General features: G+C 67.6%; 16 protein-coding genes. 9 read left to right on the top strand and 7 right to left on the bottom strand.

The window, feature by feature from the left end; genetic code table 11:
* Positions 1 to 38 precede the first annotated feature (38 nt).
* Positions 39 to 620, top strand: coding sequence for a TetR/AcrR family transcriptional regulator (locus tag GC106_RS04570; protein ID WP_173124773.1), 582 nt, complete (start codon positions 39 to 41; stop codon positions 618 to 620).
* Here GC106_RS04570 and GC106_RS04565 read toward each other — a convergent pair.
* Complete coding sequence (locus GC106_RS04565; RefSeq protein WP_173124771.1) at positions 587 to 1,225, bottom strand: response regulator; 639 nt, start codon at positions 1,223 to 1,225, stop codon at positions 587 to 589. The genes GC106_RS04570 and GC106_RS04565 overlap by 34 nt on opposite strands.
* Before the next feature lie 223 nt (positions 1,226 to 1,448).
* Between GC106_RS04565 and GC106_RS04560 the strand changes: the two genes are divergently transcribed.
* Positions 1,449 to 2,006 (top strand): TetR/AcrR family transcriptional regulator, encoded by a 558-nt coding sequence (locus tag GC106_RS04560; RefSeq protein WP_173124768.1) that lies wholly within the window; start codon positions 1,449 to 1,451, stop codon positions 2,004 to 2,006.
* Here GC106_RS04560 and GC106_RS04555 read toward each other — a convergent pair.
* On the bottom strand, positions 1,992 to 2,660 hold the full coding sequence (locus GC106_RS04555) for a TenA family protein (RefSeq protein ID WP_173124766.1): 669 nt from the start codon (positions 2,658 to 2,660) through the stop codon (positions 1,992 to 1,994). The genes GC106_RS04560 and GC106_RS04555 overlap by 15 nt on opposite strands.
* Before the next feature lie 110 nt (positions 2,661 to 2,770).
* Between GC106_RS04555 and GC106_RS04550 the strand changes: the two genes are divergently transcribed.
* The 3 genes from GC106_RS04550 to GC106_RS04540 all read left to right on the top strand — a co-directional run bounded on the left by GC106_RS04550 (position 2,771) and on the right by GC106_RS04540 (position 5,619).
* Positions 2,771 to 2,977 (top strand): hypothetical protein, encoded by a 207-nt coding sequence (locus GC106_RS04550; RefSeq protein WP_173124764.1) that lies wholly within the window; start codon positions 2,771 to 2,773, stop codon positions 2,975 to 2,977.
* A gap of 250 nt (positions 2,978 to 3,227) precedes the next feature.
* Positions 3,228 to 4,655, top strand: a complete 1,428-nt coding sequence (locus GC106_RS04545; RefSeq protein ID WP_173124762.1) for a purine-cytosine permease family protein — start codon at positions 3,228 to 3,230, stop codon at positions 4,653 to 4,655.
* 10 nt (positions 4,656 to 4,665) lie between these two features.
* On the top strand, positions 4,666 to 5,619 hold the full coding sequence (locus GC106_RS04540; RefSeq protein ID WP_312872423.1) for a nucleoside hydrolase: 954 nt from the start codon (positions 4,666 to 4,668) through the stop codon (positions 5,617 to 5,619).
* Between the two features lie 359 nt (positions 5,620 to 5,978).
* Here GC106_RS04540 and GC106_RS04535 read toward each other — a convergent pair whose 3' ends face one another.
* From GC106_RS04535 to GC106_RS04525, 3 genes are all read right to left on the bottom strand, one after another.
* Entirely contained in the window at positions 5,979 to 8,267 is a 2,289-nt protein-coding gene (locus GC106_RS04535; protein ID WP_173124760.1) for an ATP-binding protein, read from the bottom strand.
* Between the two features lie 97 nt (positions 8,268 to 8,364).
* The gene (locus GC106_RS04530; RefSeq protein ID WP_173124758.1) at positions 8,365 to 8,835 is read right to left on the bottom strand and encodes a SixA phosphatase family protein; all 471 of its coding nucleotides are present in this window, start codon (positions 8,833 to 8,835) and stop codon (positions 8,365 to 8,367) included.
* Complete coding sequence (locus GC106_RS04525) at positions 8,832 to 10,028, bottom strand: endonuclease/exonuclease/phosphatase family protein (protein ID WP_376777702.1); 1,197 nt, start codon at positions 10,026 to 10,028, stop codon at positions 8,832 to 8,834. The genes GC106_RS04530 and GC106_RS04525 overlap by 4 nt, the downstream gene beginning before the upstream one ends.
* Before the next feature lie 170 nt (positions 10,029 to 10,198).
* Here GC106_RS04525 and GC106_RS04520 point away from each other — a divergent pair, with 170 nt between their 5' ends.
* Entirely contained in the window at positions 10,199 to 11,545 is a 1,347-nt protein-coding gene (locus GC106_RS04520) for a zinc-dependent metalloprotease family protein (RefSeq protein WP_173124754.1), read from the top strand.
* Between the two features lies 1 nt (position 11,546).
* Here the strand turns inward: GC106_RS04520 and GC106_RS04515 are convergent, their stop codons facing one another.
* Positions 11,547 to 12,185 (bottom strand): class I SAM-dependent methyltransferase, encoded by a 639-nt coding sequence (locus GC106_RS04515; protein ID WP_173124752.1) that lies wholly within the window; start codon positions 12,183 to 12,185, stop codon positions 11,547 to 11,549.
* A 162-nt stretch (positions 12,186 to 12,347) separates the two neighbouring features.
* Between GC106_RS04515 and GC106_RS04510 the strand changes: the two genes are divergently transcribed.
* The gene (locus GC106_RS04510) at positions 12,348 to 12,758 is read left to right on the top strand and encodes a nitroreductase family deazaflavin-dependent oxidoreductase (RefSeq protein ID WP_312872421.1); all 411 of its coding nucleotides are present in this window, start codon (positions 12,348 to 12,350) and stop codon (positions 12,756 to 12,758) included.
* A 310-nt stretch (positions 12,759 to 13,068) separates the two neighbouring features.
* Positions 13,069 to 13,860 (top strand): aminotransferase class IV family protein, encoded by a 792-nt coding sequence (locus GC106_RS04505; RefSeq protein WP_173124748.1) that lies wholly within the window; start codon positions 13,069 to 13,071, stop codon positions 13,858 to 13,860.
* An 8-nt stretch (positions 13,861 to 13,868) separates the two neighbouring features.
* On the opposite strand, the gene GC106_RS04500 is transcribed toward GC106_RS04505, so the two are convergent.
* Positions 13,869 to 15,893 carry a HelD family protein gene (locus GC106_RS04500; protein ID WP_173124746.1) on the bottom strand — a complete coding sequence of 675 codons (2,025 nt, stop codon included), beginning with the start codon at positions 15,891 to 15,893 and terminating at the stop codon, positions 13,869 to 13,871.
* 69 nt (positions 15,894 to 15,962) lie between these two features.
* On the opposite strand from GC106_RS04500, the gene GC106_RS04495 reads away from it, so the two are divergent.
* Positions 15,963 to 16,586, top strand: coding sequence for a TetR/AcrR family transcriptional regulator (locus tag GC106_RS04495; RefSeq protein WP_173124744.1), 624 nt, complete (start codon positions 15,963 to 15,965; stop codon positions 16,584 to 16,586).
* The last annotated feature ends 247 nt before the right edge of the window (positions 16,587 to 16,833 follow it).

Genomic DNA, 16,833 nt, shown 5'->3' with positions numbered 1-16,833 from the left:
CCTTCGTGTACCAGATGGTACATGTACCATCTGGTACAATGGTAGACGCGAAAGAACGGCTGCTCGCCGCGGCAGTGGACTACGTGGCCGAGCACGGGATCGGGACGAAGAGCCTGCGGCAGATCGCGGCCGGGCTCGGGACCAGCCACCGGATGCTGATCTACCACTTCGGCTCCAAACAGGGCCTGCTCGTGGAGATCATCAGGACGGTCGAGGCACGGCAGCGTGCGGTGCTGGCCGACCTGGCGCACGAGCCGGGCGAATCGGCCGGCGACATGGCCCGCCGGTTCTGGCGGCGGATCTCCGACCCGGCGCTCTGGCCCAACGTGCGGCTGTTCTTCGAGGTCTACGGCCAGGCGCTGCAGGGCAGGCCAGGAACGACACACCTGCTCGACGACGTCGTGCACGCGTGGCTCGACCCGATCATCGCCCTCGGCATGGCCCAGGGCTTGTCCGAACAGGACGCCCAGGCGGCCGCCCGGCTGGGGCTGGCGGTCACCCGCGGGCTCCTGCTGGACCTGCTGACCACGGGGGATCGCGCGGCCGCCGACGCGGCGATGGAGCGCTACATCACCGGCTACGAGGCTCAACTGCCCGGACGCGCCAGCCCGCTTTCGTAGGCCAGCACCACGGCGTGCGTCCGGTCCCGGGCGCCGATCTTGGTGAACAGCCTGGACACGTACGTCTTGACAGTGGCCGGAGTGAGGTCGAGGCCCGCCGCGATCTCGGCGTTGGTCATGCCCTTGGCGATCAGCCTGAGCAGTTTCGTGTCCTGTTCGGACAACTCCGGCAGCTTGACACCGCCGGGCAACGTGACGCTGTCCAGCAGGCGCCGGGTGACGGAGGGCGAGAGCACGGCGTCACCCGCTTCGATCGCTCTGATGGCCTCGATGACGTGCTCCGGCGGCGCGTCCTTGACCAGGAAGCCGCTCGCTCCCGCGCGCAACGCGGCGTAGACGTTGTCGTCGTGGTCGTAGGTCGTCAGCACGAGGACACGGGTCTTGGTCTCCTCGGCCAGGATCTGGCGCGCGGCCTCGATCCCGTCGACACGCGGCATCTGGATGTCGAGCAGCACCACGTCGGGCTTCAGCTCCCGGGTCGCGGCCACGGCCTCGGCGCCGTCACCCGCCTCGCCGACCACGGACAGGTCCGGCTCGGACTCCACGGCCATCCGCAGACCCATCCGCACGATGGGCGCGTCGTCGCAGATCAGCACGGTGATCATGTGGACAGATGGTCGAGGGGTCGCGCGCCGCCGTCATGCAACCAGTCCAGCATCCTGTTCTCCACCATCCCTCTCCGCCCGACCCCCAGGGCCCCTCGTGAGTGTTTATCAGGGTTAGAACACGGATAAACGCTCACGAGGGTGACCTGGGGGTTAGAATCGGAATGTTTCCTCCGAATCCCGGCATCACGGAGGACCTCCGGTTGTCGAGCGGGTGAGGATCATGACGGAGACCGAAAGGCCGCTACGGGCGGACGCGCGGCGTAACCGCGCGCGGGTGCTCGAAGTCGCCCAGCAGGTTTTCGAGACCGAAGGGCTCGCCGTTCCGGTCGACGAGGTCGCCAAGCGCGCGGGTGTCGGCATCGGCACCGTCTACCGGCATTTCCCCACCAAGGAGGCGTTGCTGGAAGCCATCCTGATGAGCCGGGTCGAAGGGCTGGCCGCGGACGCGAAAGCGCTTGCGGACGCCGCCGACCCCGGCGAGGCGTTCTTCGGCTTCTTCGCCCGGATGGTCCGCAACGTCGTCGGCAACAAGGCCCTCGGTGAGGCGCTGGCGTCGTCCGGCCGGGACCTGAGCGAGATCGTCGGCCCGGCCAGCGAGGATCTGCGTGCCGCGCAGGACCGTCTGCTCGCGCGGGCCCAACAGGCCGGTGCGGTACGCGCCGATGTGACCGGGGCCGACCTGAAGGCGATCATCGTCGGGATCATCGCGGCCGAACGGCACATCGGCGGTGAACCGGGCCGGTTGGGCTCGATCATGATCGAGTCACTGCGTGCCTGACGGCGACGCCGCCGTGTCCGCGAGCGTGTTCCAGAACATCAACTCGTAGGTCAACAACAGTCGCCCGTGGCGCTGTGCTTCGTCCGGTTGCCAGCCGGAGTCCAGCGCCGACTGAATCGCGGTCAACGCGTACTGCTCGGGTTCGGGCACGGGCTTGGCGAAGAAGTCGAAGAAACCGCATGCCCGATCGTCGAATCCATAGTTCGCGCGCAGAGACGCGGAGATCGCGGCGCAATACTCACCCCACGCCGCGAAGTTGGCGAACAATGCCAGCAGCGCGTCGACCGGGGAGGCGTTGAGCGCCAACGAAGCCACATAGGCCGGATAGGCCTGGCAACCGGCTTGTGGTGTGTACGAAGCCATATCCGCGCCTGATGCCTCGGCCAGCGGGACGAGCAGATCGAGCGCCACACTTTCGCCACCGGCCAGAAAACTGAAGAACTGCCTGGTCGCTGAGTCTTCCGCACGGGCGGCCAAGGTCAGGAACGCCCGCCAGTCGCTGGCGATGATTCGACGTTCCTCGCCTGCCAGCGCGGCGATCACTGATACCGGGGCCCTGCCGTCCGCCAGAAGCGGCAGCAAACGGTTCGCTCCCGGCAACGGAGTGAGCTCGGCCTGGGTATCGGCCAGCACTTCCCGGGCTGAAGTCGTCATTGCGTAAACGTTACGCGAACGAAGCATGGCGGACGTCACTTCCCAGCCGCATAACCATTAGGTTCGCCGGGCGTCTCAACCTTATGGGAGCTGGAGGAGTACACAAGGGTATGGACTACCTACCGGACTTGGTTGCCGCGCAGTGCGAGCGCGCGTGGAAGTCCGAGTTGGCTTACGAGCGCCTAGCCGAACAAGCGGGCATCGGCCCCGAGCACGCCGGTCATCTGCTGAGGTTCGCCGTACAACGCATCGCCGAGGGCACCACGACCACGCTGGACCCGTACGCACTCGCTTCGGAGTGGGTCAGCAAGCGCTGATCGGTGCTTGGCCGTGCCCGGCACTGAGGCCGGGCGCGCCACGTCTCCCCCACGCACCGGCGTGTCCACGCCACACCAGCAAGACCCCTAGACATGCTGCTGTTCAAGCGCGGACACGCCTGTTACTTTCCGCTTATGGTCAACGATTGACTGCCGCGGCACTGGTTTGCAGGGGTGACTTGTCGACTCTTTTGGGAGACAGCGGCGCATCACCCCAAGAGAGCAGGCCGGCCGCAGGGAGGGGGAGCCTGTGGTCGAGGTCGGGCGGGACAGCTGGCGGGTCGAGCAGAAGGGCATCGACTGGGTCGGCGAGACCGAGCGGCACAGCCGGCCGGCGAGCCTGTTCTGGCCGTGGACCGCGGCGAATTTCAGCTTCTTCACCGTGGCCTACGGCGTCTTCGTGGTGGGTCTGGGCCTGAATCCGTGGCAGGGCGCCTTGGCGGTGGCCATCGGTCTGGCGGTTTCCTACCCCGTCGTCGGCCTGGTCGCGCTCGCGGGAACCAAGGGCGGCGCGCCGACGATGACCCTCAGCCGGGCGGCCTTCGGCCACCATGGGAACAATTTGCCAACATTCTTCGTGTACTTGTCGTTAGTCGGCTGGGAGACCGTCAGCGTCACGCTGGGTGCACTGGCGACCCGCACGATCCTCGAACGACTCAGCCCCGGCCTCGGCGCGACACCGATGCTCGCGATCGGCTTCGTGATCACCGCGGGCCTGGTCATGGTGATCGCGATCTACGGCTATGACGTGATCCTGCGCGTGCAGAAGTGGATCACGCTCGCGGTCGCCGTCGCGGTGGTCGGCTACTTCGTGATCATCATCCCTGACCTCGACTTCTCCGGCGGTACCGGCGCGGGCAGCCTCGCGCTGGTGATCGGCGGCGTCCTCCTGGTCGTCGCCAACGGCATCGGCTGGACACCGGGCGGCGCGGACTACAGCCGGTACACCAAGGGCTCGCCGAAATCGGTGGTCTGGTGGACCGCGATCGGCGGCGCCACCGCTCCCGCGGTGCTGATGCTGTTCGGCGTCCTGCTGACGGCGGGCAGCCCGGACCTGGCCGCGGCCGCGGCGGTCGACCCGATCGGCGCCTTCGCGGTCGCCCTGCCGACGTGGTTCCTGGTTCCGTTCCTGCTGGCCACGATCCTCAGTGTGATCGCGGGCGCGGTGTTCAACCTCTACAGCTCCGGCCTGAACCTGCTCGCGCTCGGTCTGAACATCCCGCGCTGGGTCGCGGTCGCGATCGACGGCGTGCTGATGGTCGTCGGCGGCATCTACCTGATCTTCGTGGCGCCGAGTTTCTTCGCGCCCGTGCAGTCGTTCCTGATCGTCATCGGTGTCGTCACCGCGGCCTGGTCGGCGATCTTCGTGACCGACATGTTCCTGCACCGCAAGAACGGCTACCTGAAGGACGCGCTGTACGACCCGGCCGGCAGGTACGGCGGCTTCAACGCGGCCGGCGTGGCGTCGATCGTGGTCGCGATCGTCGTCGGCCTTGGCCTGGTCACGTCGGCGGACGAGAACATCCGCACGGTCCTGGGCTATCTGCTCACACCGGCGGCCGAAGCAGGCAGCGTGGGCGCGAGCAACATCGGTGTCGCCGTCGCGTTCGTGATCGGCGCTGTCTTGTATGGGGTGCTGAGCACAACAGTGCTGCGTCCCGCTGATCGTTCTGGTTGAGTCGTTCCTTGTGCGCATCATTCTGGACACCGACCCGGGCATCGACGACTCGCTCGCGATCCTGTTCCTCGCGGCACAACCGGACATGGAGCTCGTCGCGGTAGGTAGCGTGCACGGCAACGTGCCCGCCCCGACAGCCGCCGACAACGCCCTCAGAGTCCTGGACATCGCCGGACTGCACGACGTGCCCGTCGCCGTCGGCGCACACCGCCCGCTCGCCCAGGAACTGCGCACGACCGAGTTCGTCCACGGAGCCGACGGCCTCGGCGGTCAGGCAGGCCCGCCCGCCCGCCGTCGCCCGATCTCCATCTCCGCCGCCGAACAGATCGTCCAGCTGGCCAGGGCGAACCCGGGAGAGCTGACCCTCCTCGCGTTGGGCCCGTTGACCAACGTGGCACTGGCGCTGCTCCTCGAACCCCGCCTGCCCGAACTGCTGCGGTCGGTCACGGTCCTCGGCGGTGCCCTCGGCGTCCCCGGCAACGTGACCACCCACGCCGAAGCGAACATGTGGCACGACCCCGAAGCCGCGGACCTGGTCTTCGACGCGGGCTTCGAGAACCTGACCCTGGTCAGCCTGGACGTGACCGAAACAGCCCGCGCCGACGAAGCCTGGATGGCCGCGCTCGCCGAAGTCGCCACCCCGCGCGCCCAGTTCGCGAGCGCCTTGCTGAAGCACTACGCGGACTTCTACTCCCGAATGTTCGGCTTCCGCACGTGCACGATCCACGACCCGCTCGCCGCGGCCTTGCTCCAAGACCCGGCTTTGGCTCAGTACAAGGACGTTGTCGTCACCGTCGAGCTACGCGGCACGCACACCCGCGGCCAACTGATCTCCGACTGGCGCGCGATCGTCGACGACTCCGACATCGAAAGCAAGGCAGGCCAGGGAAGAACCCCGGTCCGCGCGGCCGTTTCGGTGAACACGGAGGCCTTCCTCACCCGCCTCTTCGAAGCCCTCAAGTGACGGTCTTCCAGGACGAAAGTTCGCCACGGGCCGCTGCGGCACGTTCACGGCGGCCCTGTCCCGTGTGGACAGCGCCGCCCCACACCATTCCGGCAGACCAGCGCACGCCCCACACCACGTTCGCCCCACGCAGCCAACCCGGCCCCGCACAGCCCCACAGTTCAAACCGCCCCTAAGCAGCCCCCACCACTCCCGGGGGGCGACCCCGGACCCAGTCTACCGGTGATAGGGCCTGGTAGGAGGGTTACCGGCGGGTTGTGGACAACTGGATTCGCCGAAGGTGCCATCGGTACGGTCAGCCAACGTCGGGGCGTCGACCATCGGTACGGTCAGCCAACGGTCCGGGGCCGTCACTACGGTCAGCCGGCGGTCCGGGGCGTCGAAGCAAGCAGTGCCCGGACGTCTTCCGCGCGAGGGTCGTCGAGGTCGTCGAAGATCGCCAGCGCGTCGTGCCACGACTCCCGCGCCGCCTCTGCCTCACCGGTGTCCAGCAGCACGCGCCCGCGGTTGTGCAGCGTCTCCGCCTCGCCCCAGCGGTCGCCGATCTCGCGCCGGGTGGCCAAAGCCTCTTCGAAGTTGGCGAGCGCGTCGTTCGGCCGGCGCAGTCGTGCATAAAGGTCGCCCAGCTTGACCAGCGTGTAGCCCTCGCCGTGCTTGTCGGCGATGTCGCGGAAGATCTCGAGTGCCCGGTTGAGCTCGTCGAGTGCCTCGTCCAGCCTGCCGAGTTCGGTCAGCGCGTTGCCGAGGGACGCCCGCGCGATTCCCTGCCCCTGTTTGTTCGCGATCATCAGTTCCGGGTTACCGGCGTGGTCGCGTTCGACTTCCGACCGGATCCGCAGGGCTTCGAACAGCGAGTCCGCCGCGGCCGAGAACTCGTTCAGGTCACAGTCGACGAACCCGATCGCGGTCAACGTCCACGCGAGCCCGACCTGGTCGTTGATCTGCTTGCGGATCTCCAGCGCCTCGGCCAGGTGCTCCTTGGCGTCCTTGAACCGCCGGAGCTCACGGAAGCCGTGTGCGACGTTGTTCAGCGTCCACGCCTCGCCGAACCGGTCGCCGAGCCGCCGGGCGCCTGCGATGCCGAGTTCGTGCGCGCTGATCCACGGGCTCCACCGTTTGCGCAGGAACACGAAGTTGAAGCTGCCCACCGGGATCTTCCACGCGATCGCGTCCTCCCCGTACTCCAGCGCGAGCCGGGGTGCCGCGATGAGGTTCGGCATTTCGGCCTCGCACCACGCCAACGCCTCTTCGTAGGACGCGAAGGTCAACGTGGGCAACGAGAACGGGCACACCTCAAGCGGCGGGTCGAACCGTTGCGGTGAAAGCACATGGTTGGCCGCGAAGCACGTTTGCAGGTACCAGTGCAGGACCCGTTGCACCGCAAGGTTCCGGGATTCCTGCGGCTCCTCTTCCAGAGCGCGCTCGGCGGCGTAGACGCGCAACAAGTCGTGGCATCGATACCGGCCGCCGCCCAAGCCCTGCACCAGATGCACGCCGACAAGCCGGTCGAGCAGCCGACGCGCATGCGCGACAGGCACATCGGCCATCGCGGCAGCGGCGTGCACGCTCAGGTGCGGACCGCGGTGCAACCCGATCAGCCGGAACATCCGCGCGGCTTCGCCGGAGAGGTCGCGGTACGACCAGGAGAACACCGTCCGGACAGCGACCGAGTCGTCTTCTGTGGACAGTACGTCGAGACGTTCTTCCTCCGCGCCCAGCTCGTCGGCCAGTTCGTCCACGGAGTGGTGCGGGTGGGTCGCGACACGTTCGGCCGCGATCCGCAGCGCCAGCGGCAGATGCCCGCATCGACGCGCCAGGCCTGCCGTCGCCTCTGGTTCCTCGTCGGCACGGTCGTTGCCGATCACCGTGCGCAGCAACAGGATCGACTCGGGCTCGCTGAGCGGACCGAGGGTGATCCGCTGGTCCTGCCTGATCGGCAGGCCGCCGAGACGCATCCGGCTGGTCACGACCACGCCGCAGCCCGCCGAACCAGGCAGCAGGTGCTCGATCTGCCGGGAATCGCGGGCGTTGTCCAGCACGAGCAGAATCCGGCTGCCGTCGAGCAACGACCGGTACAGCGCGGCGCGCTGGCTCGTGGACGACGGAATCGCGGTGGCGCTGGTGCCCAGCGCCACCAAGAACTCCTCCAGGACGACGTCCGGGCGCGACGGTTGGCCGTCCGGGGAGTACCCGTGCAGGTCGACGTACAGCTGTCCGTCCGGGAAGCGGTCCTTCACCTGATGCGCCAGCCGCAACGCCAGCGCTGTCTTGCCCACGCCGGGCGGTCCGTCGATCGCGACTGTCCAGGGCGCACCGGGCATGTCGCCCGAAAGCGCACGGTCCAGTTGGCTCAGTTGGTTCTCGCGGCCGACGAACGTCGCGGCCGCCGCGGGCAGCTGGGCCAGCCGGGGCAGGCCTTCCGACGTCGCCAGCGCGATCAGCTGACCGCCTGCCTCAAGCACCTGGTCGCAGCGACGGGCCAGTTCGGAGGTCGGCGGTTTGTCGCCGGTCTCGACTTTGCCGATGTACCCGCGGGTGTAGTTGACCAGCTCGGCGAGTTTCTGCAGGGACAACCCGCGCCGGGTGCGCAGCCGCCGGAGTTCACGTCCGAACGGCGAACTGTCGTCCCCCCGCCTCACCTGCGGCATGTGTCCGAACCCCATCGCGTCGACGCCCACCCGAGGATTTCAGGGTTGCGGCCACCAGAACAACCTGGGTGATCAGTGTCGCTCGATCGGAGTAGTGCTAGCCACGGGGGGTCGCGGTCGAGATCACTTCGGCCCAGCCGGGTCCCGCTTCGGACCACGGCAGTTCGGTGCCCAGCACGGCCAAGGTCGACGTCTTGAACGTCGTCGGCGTCCCGGTCAGGTGCTCGACCAGGTCCTCCATGTCCGGGTTGTGCCCGACGAGCATCGCCGAGGTGATCTCCGGCGGCAGGTCGCGGACCACTTCGACCAGCGGGCCGTAGTAGATCTTGGCGTGGTGCCGCACGTCCGGCCGGCTGGTCAGTTCGGCGGCGGCCAGGTCCCACGTCTGGCGCGCACGGACCGCCGTCGAACACACCACCAGTTGCAGATTGGGCACGTTCTCGGCCAGCCAACGGCCCACTGCCGGAGCGTCCCGGCGCCCGCGGTCACCGAGCGGGCGCTCAAGGTCCGGCACGCCGTCCGGCCAGGCCGACTTGGCGTGCCGCAGCAAGGTGAGTCTCCTGGTCACCGGGCCAAAGCTAGCAGCGTGACGCCGACCAGGTGGTGGTCCGAGGTGTCGTTGAGCCGGGCCAGCGGCGAGCCCGCGACCGGCCAGAACACCTCGGAGTGCAGCGGGATCAGGCCGTACGACGGCAGGACGTAGTCCACCCGGAGGTTGCCTGGTGCGTTGTCGTTGAAGTCGCCGGTGTCGTGGCGCGGGTCGGCGCCGTGCGTGAGGTTGGCGCCGCCCTGCGTCCGCGCCGCTTCGACCGCGCCGCGGCTGCCCGGCTTCAGGTCGATCAGCCGACGCGAGTCCAGGAGCTGCTGGATCGCGCCGGGCACGCTGTCGCCGTCGACCGGGTCGGAGTTGTAGTCCCCGGCGATCACGAACTTGGCGCCGCGCTCCAGGCCACCGCGCTTGCCCTTGTCGTCGTAGAGGTAACCGGCCTTACCGGTGATGTAGTCGGCCCACAGCCGGATCTCGTCGTGGTTACGCGTGCCGTTGCGGTCCTCCGCGCCGTCGAACGAGGGAGGCGTGGGGTGCGACACGAGGAAATGCACGGTCGTCCGGTTGATCCGCACCGGGACGTCCCAGTGCGATTTCGAGGAGAGCCGGAAGACTTCGAGCTGCCGCGGCGAGTACCAGTCCGCTTTCGCCGGCGTGGCCGGGTCGTCCGGCAGCAGCGCGCCGGGCATGTCCTGCCAGCGGAACTTCTGGAACGTGCGGACGCGGTCGAGGTCGATCGGGTACTTCGACAGCACGAGCATGCCGTACTGGCCTGGGAAAAGACCGAAGCCGTACGCGTCGTCGGGGCCGTCGGCGCGTCCGTCGCGGTTGAAGTCCATGCCGCTCGGCACGCCGGTGTTCACGGGCGCGGTGAAGGCGTACGGGTAGTCGATCGGCTTGCCGCCGTTCTGGCCGCGCCGCAGGTAGTTGGCCCGGAACAGGTCGGCGGCCCGGTTGTCCGGCACGTAGTCGAACTCGTTGATCAACAGCACGTCCGGCCGGTCCACCTGGATGACCTCGGCGACCTTGCGGGCCTGGGCGTTGTCCGGGGTCGACAGGTCGGCGACAAGTTGCCCGGCGGCCGACCGGTTGAGCGACGCGTTGAACGTCGAGAACCGGACCTTCGACGGCCCGGCCTTACGGGGTTCAGCCGTGGCCGGCTGGGCCGTGACCACGCCTAACAGGACACACGCGAGCAATACCCGGATTCGCACAGCGGATGACTCTGCCATGCCGTGCGGTCCGTCGCGCGACAGCTGGGTGAACATTCGGTTCGTCCTTATGGGGGACTGTCGCGTCGTTGGTTGGTGTTCAAACCCGCCGATTGTTTGTATGTTGGGCCGCCGATGAACCCGTTTGGGTGAACCCAAAGGAGTTGTCCCGGTTGTCTCTCCCTGCACGAGCAACCGGTGTCGCAGCCGCTGCCGCGGCCGCCGCGCTGGTCCTGCTCATCCCTGCCCCAGCTCAGTCCGCGCCCGAAGGGTCCCGGTCGCTGGACTCGGTCTCACCCATCGTGCTGTCGGCGCTCAACGGCATCCCCGTCGCGAAGGTCAACCAGCTCGCGCGCGGTGACCACTTCGAGCTCGACCAGTCGAGCCGGATCAGATCGGTCGAGAAGAAGCACGCGCCCACGACGTCAACGTTGTCATCCGCGTTGGACGTACCGCCGGGCGTCGACGTCTTCAAGCTGCACAGCCGACAGGGCTCGAACCGCACTATCTACCTGGACTTCACCGGTCACAGCGTCGAAGGCACGGCGTGGAACGGCGGCGCCCGGATCGACGCCCCGCCCTACGACGCCGACAACGACCCGACGACGTACAACGACACCGAGCGCGAGGCCATTTACCAAGCGTTTCTCGCGATCTCCGAGGACTACCGGTCGTTCGACGTCGACGTGACCACGGAGGAGCCCGCCGCCGACCGGATCACCCGGTCCGGCACGTCCGACCAGGTCTACGGCACCCGCGCGGTGATCACGCCCAAGGACGTCACCAACTGTGGTTGCGGCGGCCAGGCCTACATCGGCACGTTCGACGAGGCCAGCAGGCACGCGCACTACCAACCTGCCTGGGCGTACGCGGACGGCGGCTACGACGGCAAGGCGATCGCCGAGATCGTCTCCCACGAGACCGGCCACAACCTGGGGCTCGGCCACGACGGCCAGACCACCGGTGTCGAGTACTACGCCGGCCACACCAACTGGGCGCCGATCATGGGCGTCGGCTACAGCCAGCCGGTCACCCAGTGGAGCAAGGGCGAGTACACCAACGCCAACAACACCGAGGACGACCTGGCGGTCATCCCGGCCAACGGCGCCCCCACGCTGGCCGACGACTTCCCGAACGACCCCGGTTCGGCCGCGGAGATCAGCGACAACACGCCCGTCACCGGCATCGTCAGCACGGACGCCGACGTGGACGTGTTCGCCGTCCAGCACGCGGGCGGGACGCTGACCGCGACCGCCGTGCCCGCGGTCTTCGCCCCTGACCTGGACGTCAAGCTCACTGTGCGGGACGCGACCGGCTCGGTCGTCGCGACCGTCGACCCGCCGGTCAGGCGCGTCTCCACGAACGAGGCGGCCGGGCTGGACGCGAGCTTCTCGCAGAACCTCGCGGCCGGGCGGTACACGTTCCAGGTCGAAGGCACGGGCGCGGGCAATCCCGCGACCAACGGATACTCGGGCTACGCGACGCTCGGCCAGTTCACGCTGACCGTCGACGCTGGCTGAGCTAGCGCAGTTCGAACACCTTCGTCAGGCCGAACGGCGTTCCCGCCGTTCGGCGCCTGGCGTGGACGAGTTCGCGGGCCAGTGTCGCCCGGCCGGTGTCGAGGACGGTCCGCTCCTCGACCGGGTTGTAGTAAATGATCTTGAGTCGCCTCGGGTTGCGGTCCAGCGAGGCGACCAAGCGCTCGATCACCGTGGCGAACACCAGGCCCTGGAACGGGTTGTTGAAGAACGCCACGCTGACGTCGTCGGGTATCTGGTAGGTCAGCACGTCACCGTGCAGCAGTTCGATGTCGCGGCACAGCAGGCGCTGCCGGGTCCGCCGGACGTTGGCCTCGGCGATCTTGTGCAGGTCCTCGGACAGTTCGACGCCGACCACCCGGCCGAACGGGAACCGTGCCGCTTCCAGCACCATCCGTCCCATCCCCGAGCCGAAGTCGACGAACACATCCCGCGGCGTGATCTCCTTGCGCGACAAGGTCCGGCGTAACGTGCGCCAGCTCGCGGCAACGTAGTAACCGCGGCCTTCGCCCGCGATCCCGAGCTTGTCCAGCTCGATCAGCTCGGCGGTACGCACGCCGTAGCGCTTCTCGTAGGCCAGCTGACCAAGGGTTCTGCGGAGCCGCGCGTAGGTGGTCTTCATGGCTCGCTTTCGGTAGAGGATCGCCGTACCGGATAAGTCCGAATTCGCGCGCCTTGCCGTTACGCGTCCGCCCGATCCGCCGCCCACAAGGGCTGTCCGAGGGAACAAAGGGCAGAATGCTGACGTTCCGAATCAAGAAAATCACGAATGGAGAGGTGTCGGGTGTCTGACTTCAACACACAGGTCATCGAGGAGTTCCGGGCCAACGGCGGCAAGGTCGGCGGCATGTTCGAGGGCGCGACGATGGTCATCCTGACCACCAAGGGCGCCAAGACGGGCCGGACGGTCACCAACCCGCTGGTGTACCTGCCGGACGGCGACCGCATCGTGATCATCGCGTCGAACGGCGGCGCGGACAAGCACCCGGCGTGGTACCACAACCTGAAGGCGAACCCCGACATCACCGTCGAGGTCGGCACGGAGAAGTACGACGCCACGGCGGAAGAAGTCACCGACAGCGCCGAACGCGACGCCCTCTACGCCCGGATGGTCGAGCGCGCACCGGGTTTCGCGGACTACGAGCGCAACACCACGCGCCGCATCCCCGTCATCGCCGTCAACCGCAAGAACTAGAACGGCACAGCGCCGCGCGGAGTCCCCGGATTTCGCGCGGCGCAACGGTTTCTAGAAAACGACGATCAGCAGAACAATCACGACGATCGCCGCGACCACGGCAAGGACCGGAACCCTGCCAGGTGAACTGCGGTAGTGACTGCGGACGACAGTGCTCCGGAACCAGCTTCCCGGTAAGCGTCGGCGATGTCTCTGTACCCAAGGCATGGCCATGGAGTACCCAGGAGCGCCGGGTCAATTCGTGGCCGTTCGCCGGGTGATCACCATCTCCCGTTCAACTCACGCCGGGGTGAGGTTCTACGTTGCCGTCATGACCTCTTTTGTTGTCCAACGCAATGGTCGGCCTGCCACTGATGAGGACCTGGCACCGCTGGCCTTCGCGGGGTTCGCGCACTTCACCGCGACGCAGGTGCGTGACGGCCGCGTCCGGGGCCTCGATCTGCACCTGGACCGGCTGCGCTCCGCCTCGGACGAGCTGTTCGGCGCAGCCCTGCCCGATGAGCAGGTACGGGCCCACCTGCGCGCCGCGATCGAGGCCGGCCCGGCGGACGCCTCCCTCTCCGCGGTCATCTACCCGCACGCCGGCGAGTTCAGTGCAGCTGACCCGCAGTTGCAGATGCTGGTGCGGACCAGCCCACCGTCGTCGGGGCCGGACGGCCCGCTGTCGCTCGCGGTGGTCGAGCACGAACGCGCGCTGCCGACGATCAAGCACGTCGGCGAGGTGGCCAAGACCTACTACCTCCGTAAGGCCGTCAAGCAGGGCTTCGACGACGCCGCGTTCGTCGACCGCCACGGCAGGCTCAGCGAGGCGACCATCTGGAACCTCGCCTTCTGGGACGGCACCACCGTGATCTGGCCCGAGGCCGACATCCTGACCGGCGTCACGATGAGCATCGTCCGCCGCCAGTTGGAGCGCCTCGGCGTGCCGCAGCGCGTCGAACCGATCACGCCACAGGACACCTTGAGCGGAGCGGTCGTCATGAACTCCTGGACGCCGGGCCTTGCCGTGAACCGCATCGGGGACATGCGCCTACCAGAGGCTTCGGCGTTCGTCGACCTGCTGCACCAGGCCTACGACGCCGAAACACTCACCTCGCCGTAAGGCGATGGTCAGGAAGTCACCACAGATTCCTGTGCGAGTGGTTCCGGTAACGCATCTGCGTGTACGACGTGCAGCGTGCTGACGGCTCGGGTCAGGGCCACGTAAAGGCGTTGCAGGCCACGCTCTTCGGCCTGGCTGATGCGGGCTGGTTCGAAGACGATGACGGTGTCGAACTCGAGTCCTTTGCTGAGTGTGACCGGAACGAGAGTGAGGTGTTCGGTCTCCGTGCCCGTCCCCAGCACGGTGTGCTTCAGCCCGTTCTCGGCGAGAGCGCGGTGGAGTTGGGGAATGTCGTTGTCGGCGGCGATGAGCCCGACCGACCCCTCCTTGGACAGCGCGGTGCGACAGGTCGTGACGGTCGCCGCGATCTTCTCGCCGGGCATGGTCCGGGTGATGCACAGGGCGTCGTCGGAGTGCCGGAACGATGCTGGGCCGCGTAGTCCCGGCGCGATGTGCGGCAGCAGCCGGGCGGCGAAGTCGATCACCTGCGCCGGAACGCGGTAGCCGTGCGTCAGTTCCTCGATCTGGCCGTCCGGCTGGTCGAGGTGCGCGAGGACCTCGGCCCAGTCCTGGACGGCGGACGGGCTGGTGGCCTGCGCCAGGTCGCCGAGGACGGTGCCGGAACCCGCCATGCGCCGGGCGATCGCCCGGATCTGCGTCGGGCTGAGGTCCTGGGCCTCGTCCACCACGACATGGCCCAGTTTCCGGGGACGTTCGACGAGCGCGGCGACCTCGTCGAGAAGAGCCAGGTCGAGGCTGGTCCACCGCATCGCTTTCACGCTGCGAGGGCGAGGCGTCTGCAAGATGGCGTCCTGCTCGTCGGCGGAGAGGATGCCGTTCGCGGCATGAGCGAGGTGCGTCCGGTCGGTGAGCAGATCGAAGACCAGGCGCGCGGGATCTGCTGTGGGCCAGATTCGCCCCACGGCACGGTTGATCGCCTTGTTGCGTCGGAGCTGGTGCGGTGTGGCGGTCGGGTTTCCAGCCCGCTCCATCTGACGCAGCACGAGATACGCCAGACGCTGCGCCAGCAGTTCACGCCCGGTGCCATAGTCGGCTCCGCGGCTGAGCACGGTGTCGACTTCCTCGGCGATTTCCTCAGGGGACAGACGCCACGTGCGGTGCTGGTACTCGACTTCCACGGTCTGCCCGAGTGGCTGGATCCGTGACCACAGGTGCCGCCGGACAACCTGCGCCATCCGGGCATCGCCTTTGATCCGCGCCACTCGCGGATCGTCGGTCCGTTCCGCCGTGACGCTCAGGCCGATGAGTTCGTCGATGGTGGTCTGGGAGACCTCCACCTCGCCGAGAGCAGGCAGGACGTTGCGAATGTAGGCGAGGAACGAGTGGTTGGGACCGATGACGGCGACTCCGCCGTCTCGCCGTAGGCGTTCCCGCTCGGTGTAGAGCAGATACGCCAAACGGTGCAGCCCAACGGCGGTCTTTCCCGTGCCGGGCGCTCCTTGGATGCACAGCGTGCGGTTGAGCGGCGCACGTACCAGCCTCATCTGTTCGGGCTGGATCGTCGCGACGATGTCCCGCATCGGGCCTTCGCGTGGTCGCTCGATCTCCGCGGCCAGCAGGCCATTCGGCTCGGCCTGACGGTCGATGGGTTCGTCCTCGTAGGCGGTCAGTACGCCGTGGCGATCGAACCCGAACCGGCGGCGAACCCGAACGCCCATCGGATCCTGTTGGCTGGCCTCGTAGAAGGCACGCGCCAACGGTGCACGCCAGTCGATGACCATGGGCTCGCCGTCGCCGTCACGGACACCGCGGCGACCGACATACACAAGGTCACCCGGTGGGCAGTCGAGGCGTCCGAAGAACAACGGCGCACCTTCGATGTCGGACAGCTCCTCGAGCACCTGGACACGGAACTGCCGCAACGCGTGGTTGAAGTACTTGTCCAGTACGGCCTCGCCCTCACCCGCGCCGGTGGCCAGCATCGTGCGGACCTCCTCGCGCATGCGGGTGAGCTGAGCCCGGCAGGCGTCCATGTAGTCGCGTTCGGCACGGATCTCTGATTCGACAGCCATGCCACCAGAATACTTAACTCGGTCAAGAAGAATACGAGGTTAAGTTGTTGTCCGAGGTAGGCTCTGTTCATGGAAGAGCTCGGACTGCGGGAGCGGAAGAAGCGCCGCACCCGCGAAGCGATCATGGACGCGGCCTTCGCGCTGTTCCGGGAATCGGGGTTCGACGGCGTCTCGGTCGCGGACGTCGCCGCGGCCGCCGAGGTGTCCAAGCCGACCTTGTTCGCCTACTTCTCCACCAAGGAGGACCTTGTCCTCCGCCGGTTCCTCGACGACACCAGCGGTCCGGCGTTTGTCATACGGAACCGCCCATCCGGCGTGCCCGCGCTGAAGGCCCTGCGGCAGAGCTACCTCCAACGGCTCGCGAAGCGCGACACGTTGACCGGTCTGAACGACAGCACAACGGCCATCACGTTCCACAACTTGCTGTACTCGACGCCCACCGTGATGACTCGTCTGACGGTCTACATGCTCGCCCAGGAACGTGAGCTCGCCACCGAGCTGTTCGCGTCCGGCGAGCTGGACGACGAGTTCACCGCGAACATCGTGGCCGCGCAGGTGTTCGGCGTGCAGCGGATCCTGGCCGACCACAACGCCCAGGAGATCCGCTCCGGGCGCACCGCCGACGAGGTCTACCCCGCAGCGATCACCCGCGCGGAAAAGGCCTTCGACATGGTCGAAGCCGCGCTGGTCTAGCGCACGTGCCCAGCGCTGGGTTGGGAGAAGCTCGCACCGTGGGGGTTTGGGGGGCTTGGCCCCCCAACATGACAAGGGGTGACCCCGCGAGGTTGTACCGCAACCGAGCACCCCGGTCCCGTGGGGCGGAAAAGGCCTTCGACATGGTCGAAGCCGCGCTGGTCTAGCGCACGTGCCCAGCGCTGGGTTGGGAGAAGCTCGCACCGTGGGGGTTTGGGGGGCTTGGCCCCCCAACATGACAAGGGGC

The organism is Kibdelosporangium persicum (assembly GCF_013280595.1).
GTDB classification, from domain to species: Bacteria; Actinomycetota; Actinomycetes; order Mycobacteriales; family Pseudonocardiaceae; genus Kibdelosporangium; species Kibdelosporangium persicum.
The sequence above is the reverse complement of the archived record's forward strand: the minus strand, read 5'-3'. Positions and strand labels throughout refer to the sequence as shown.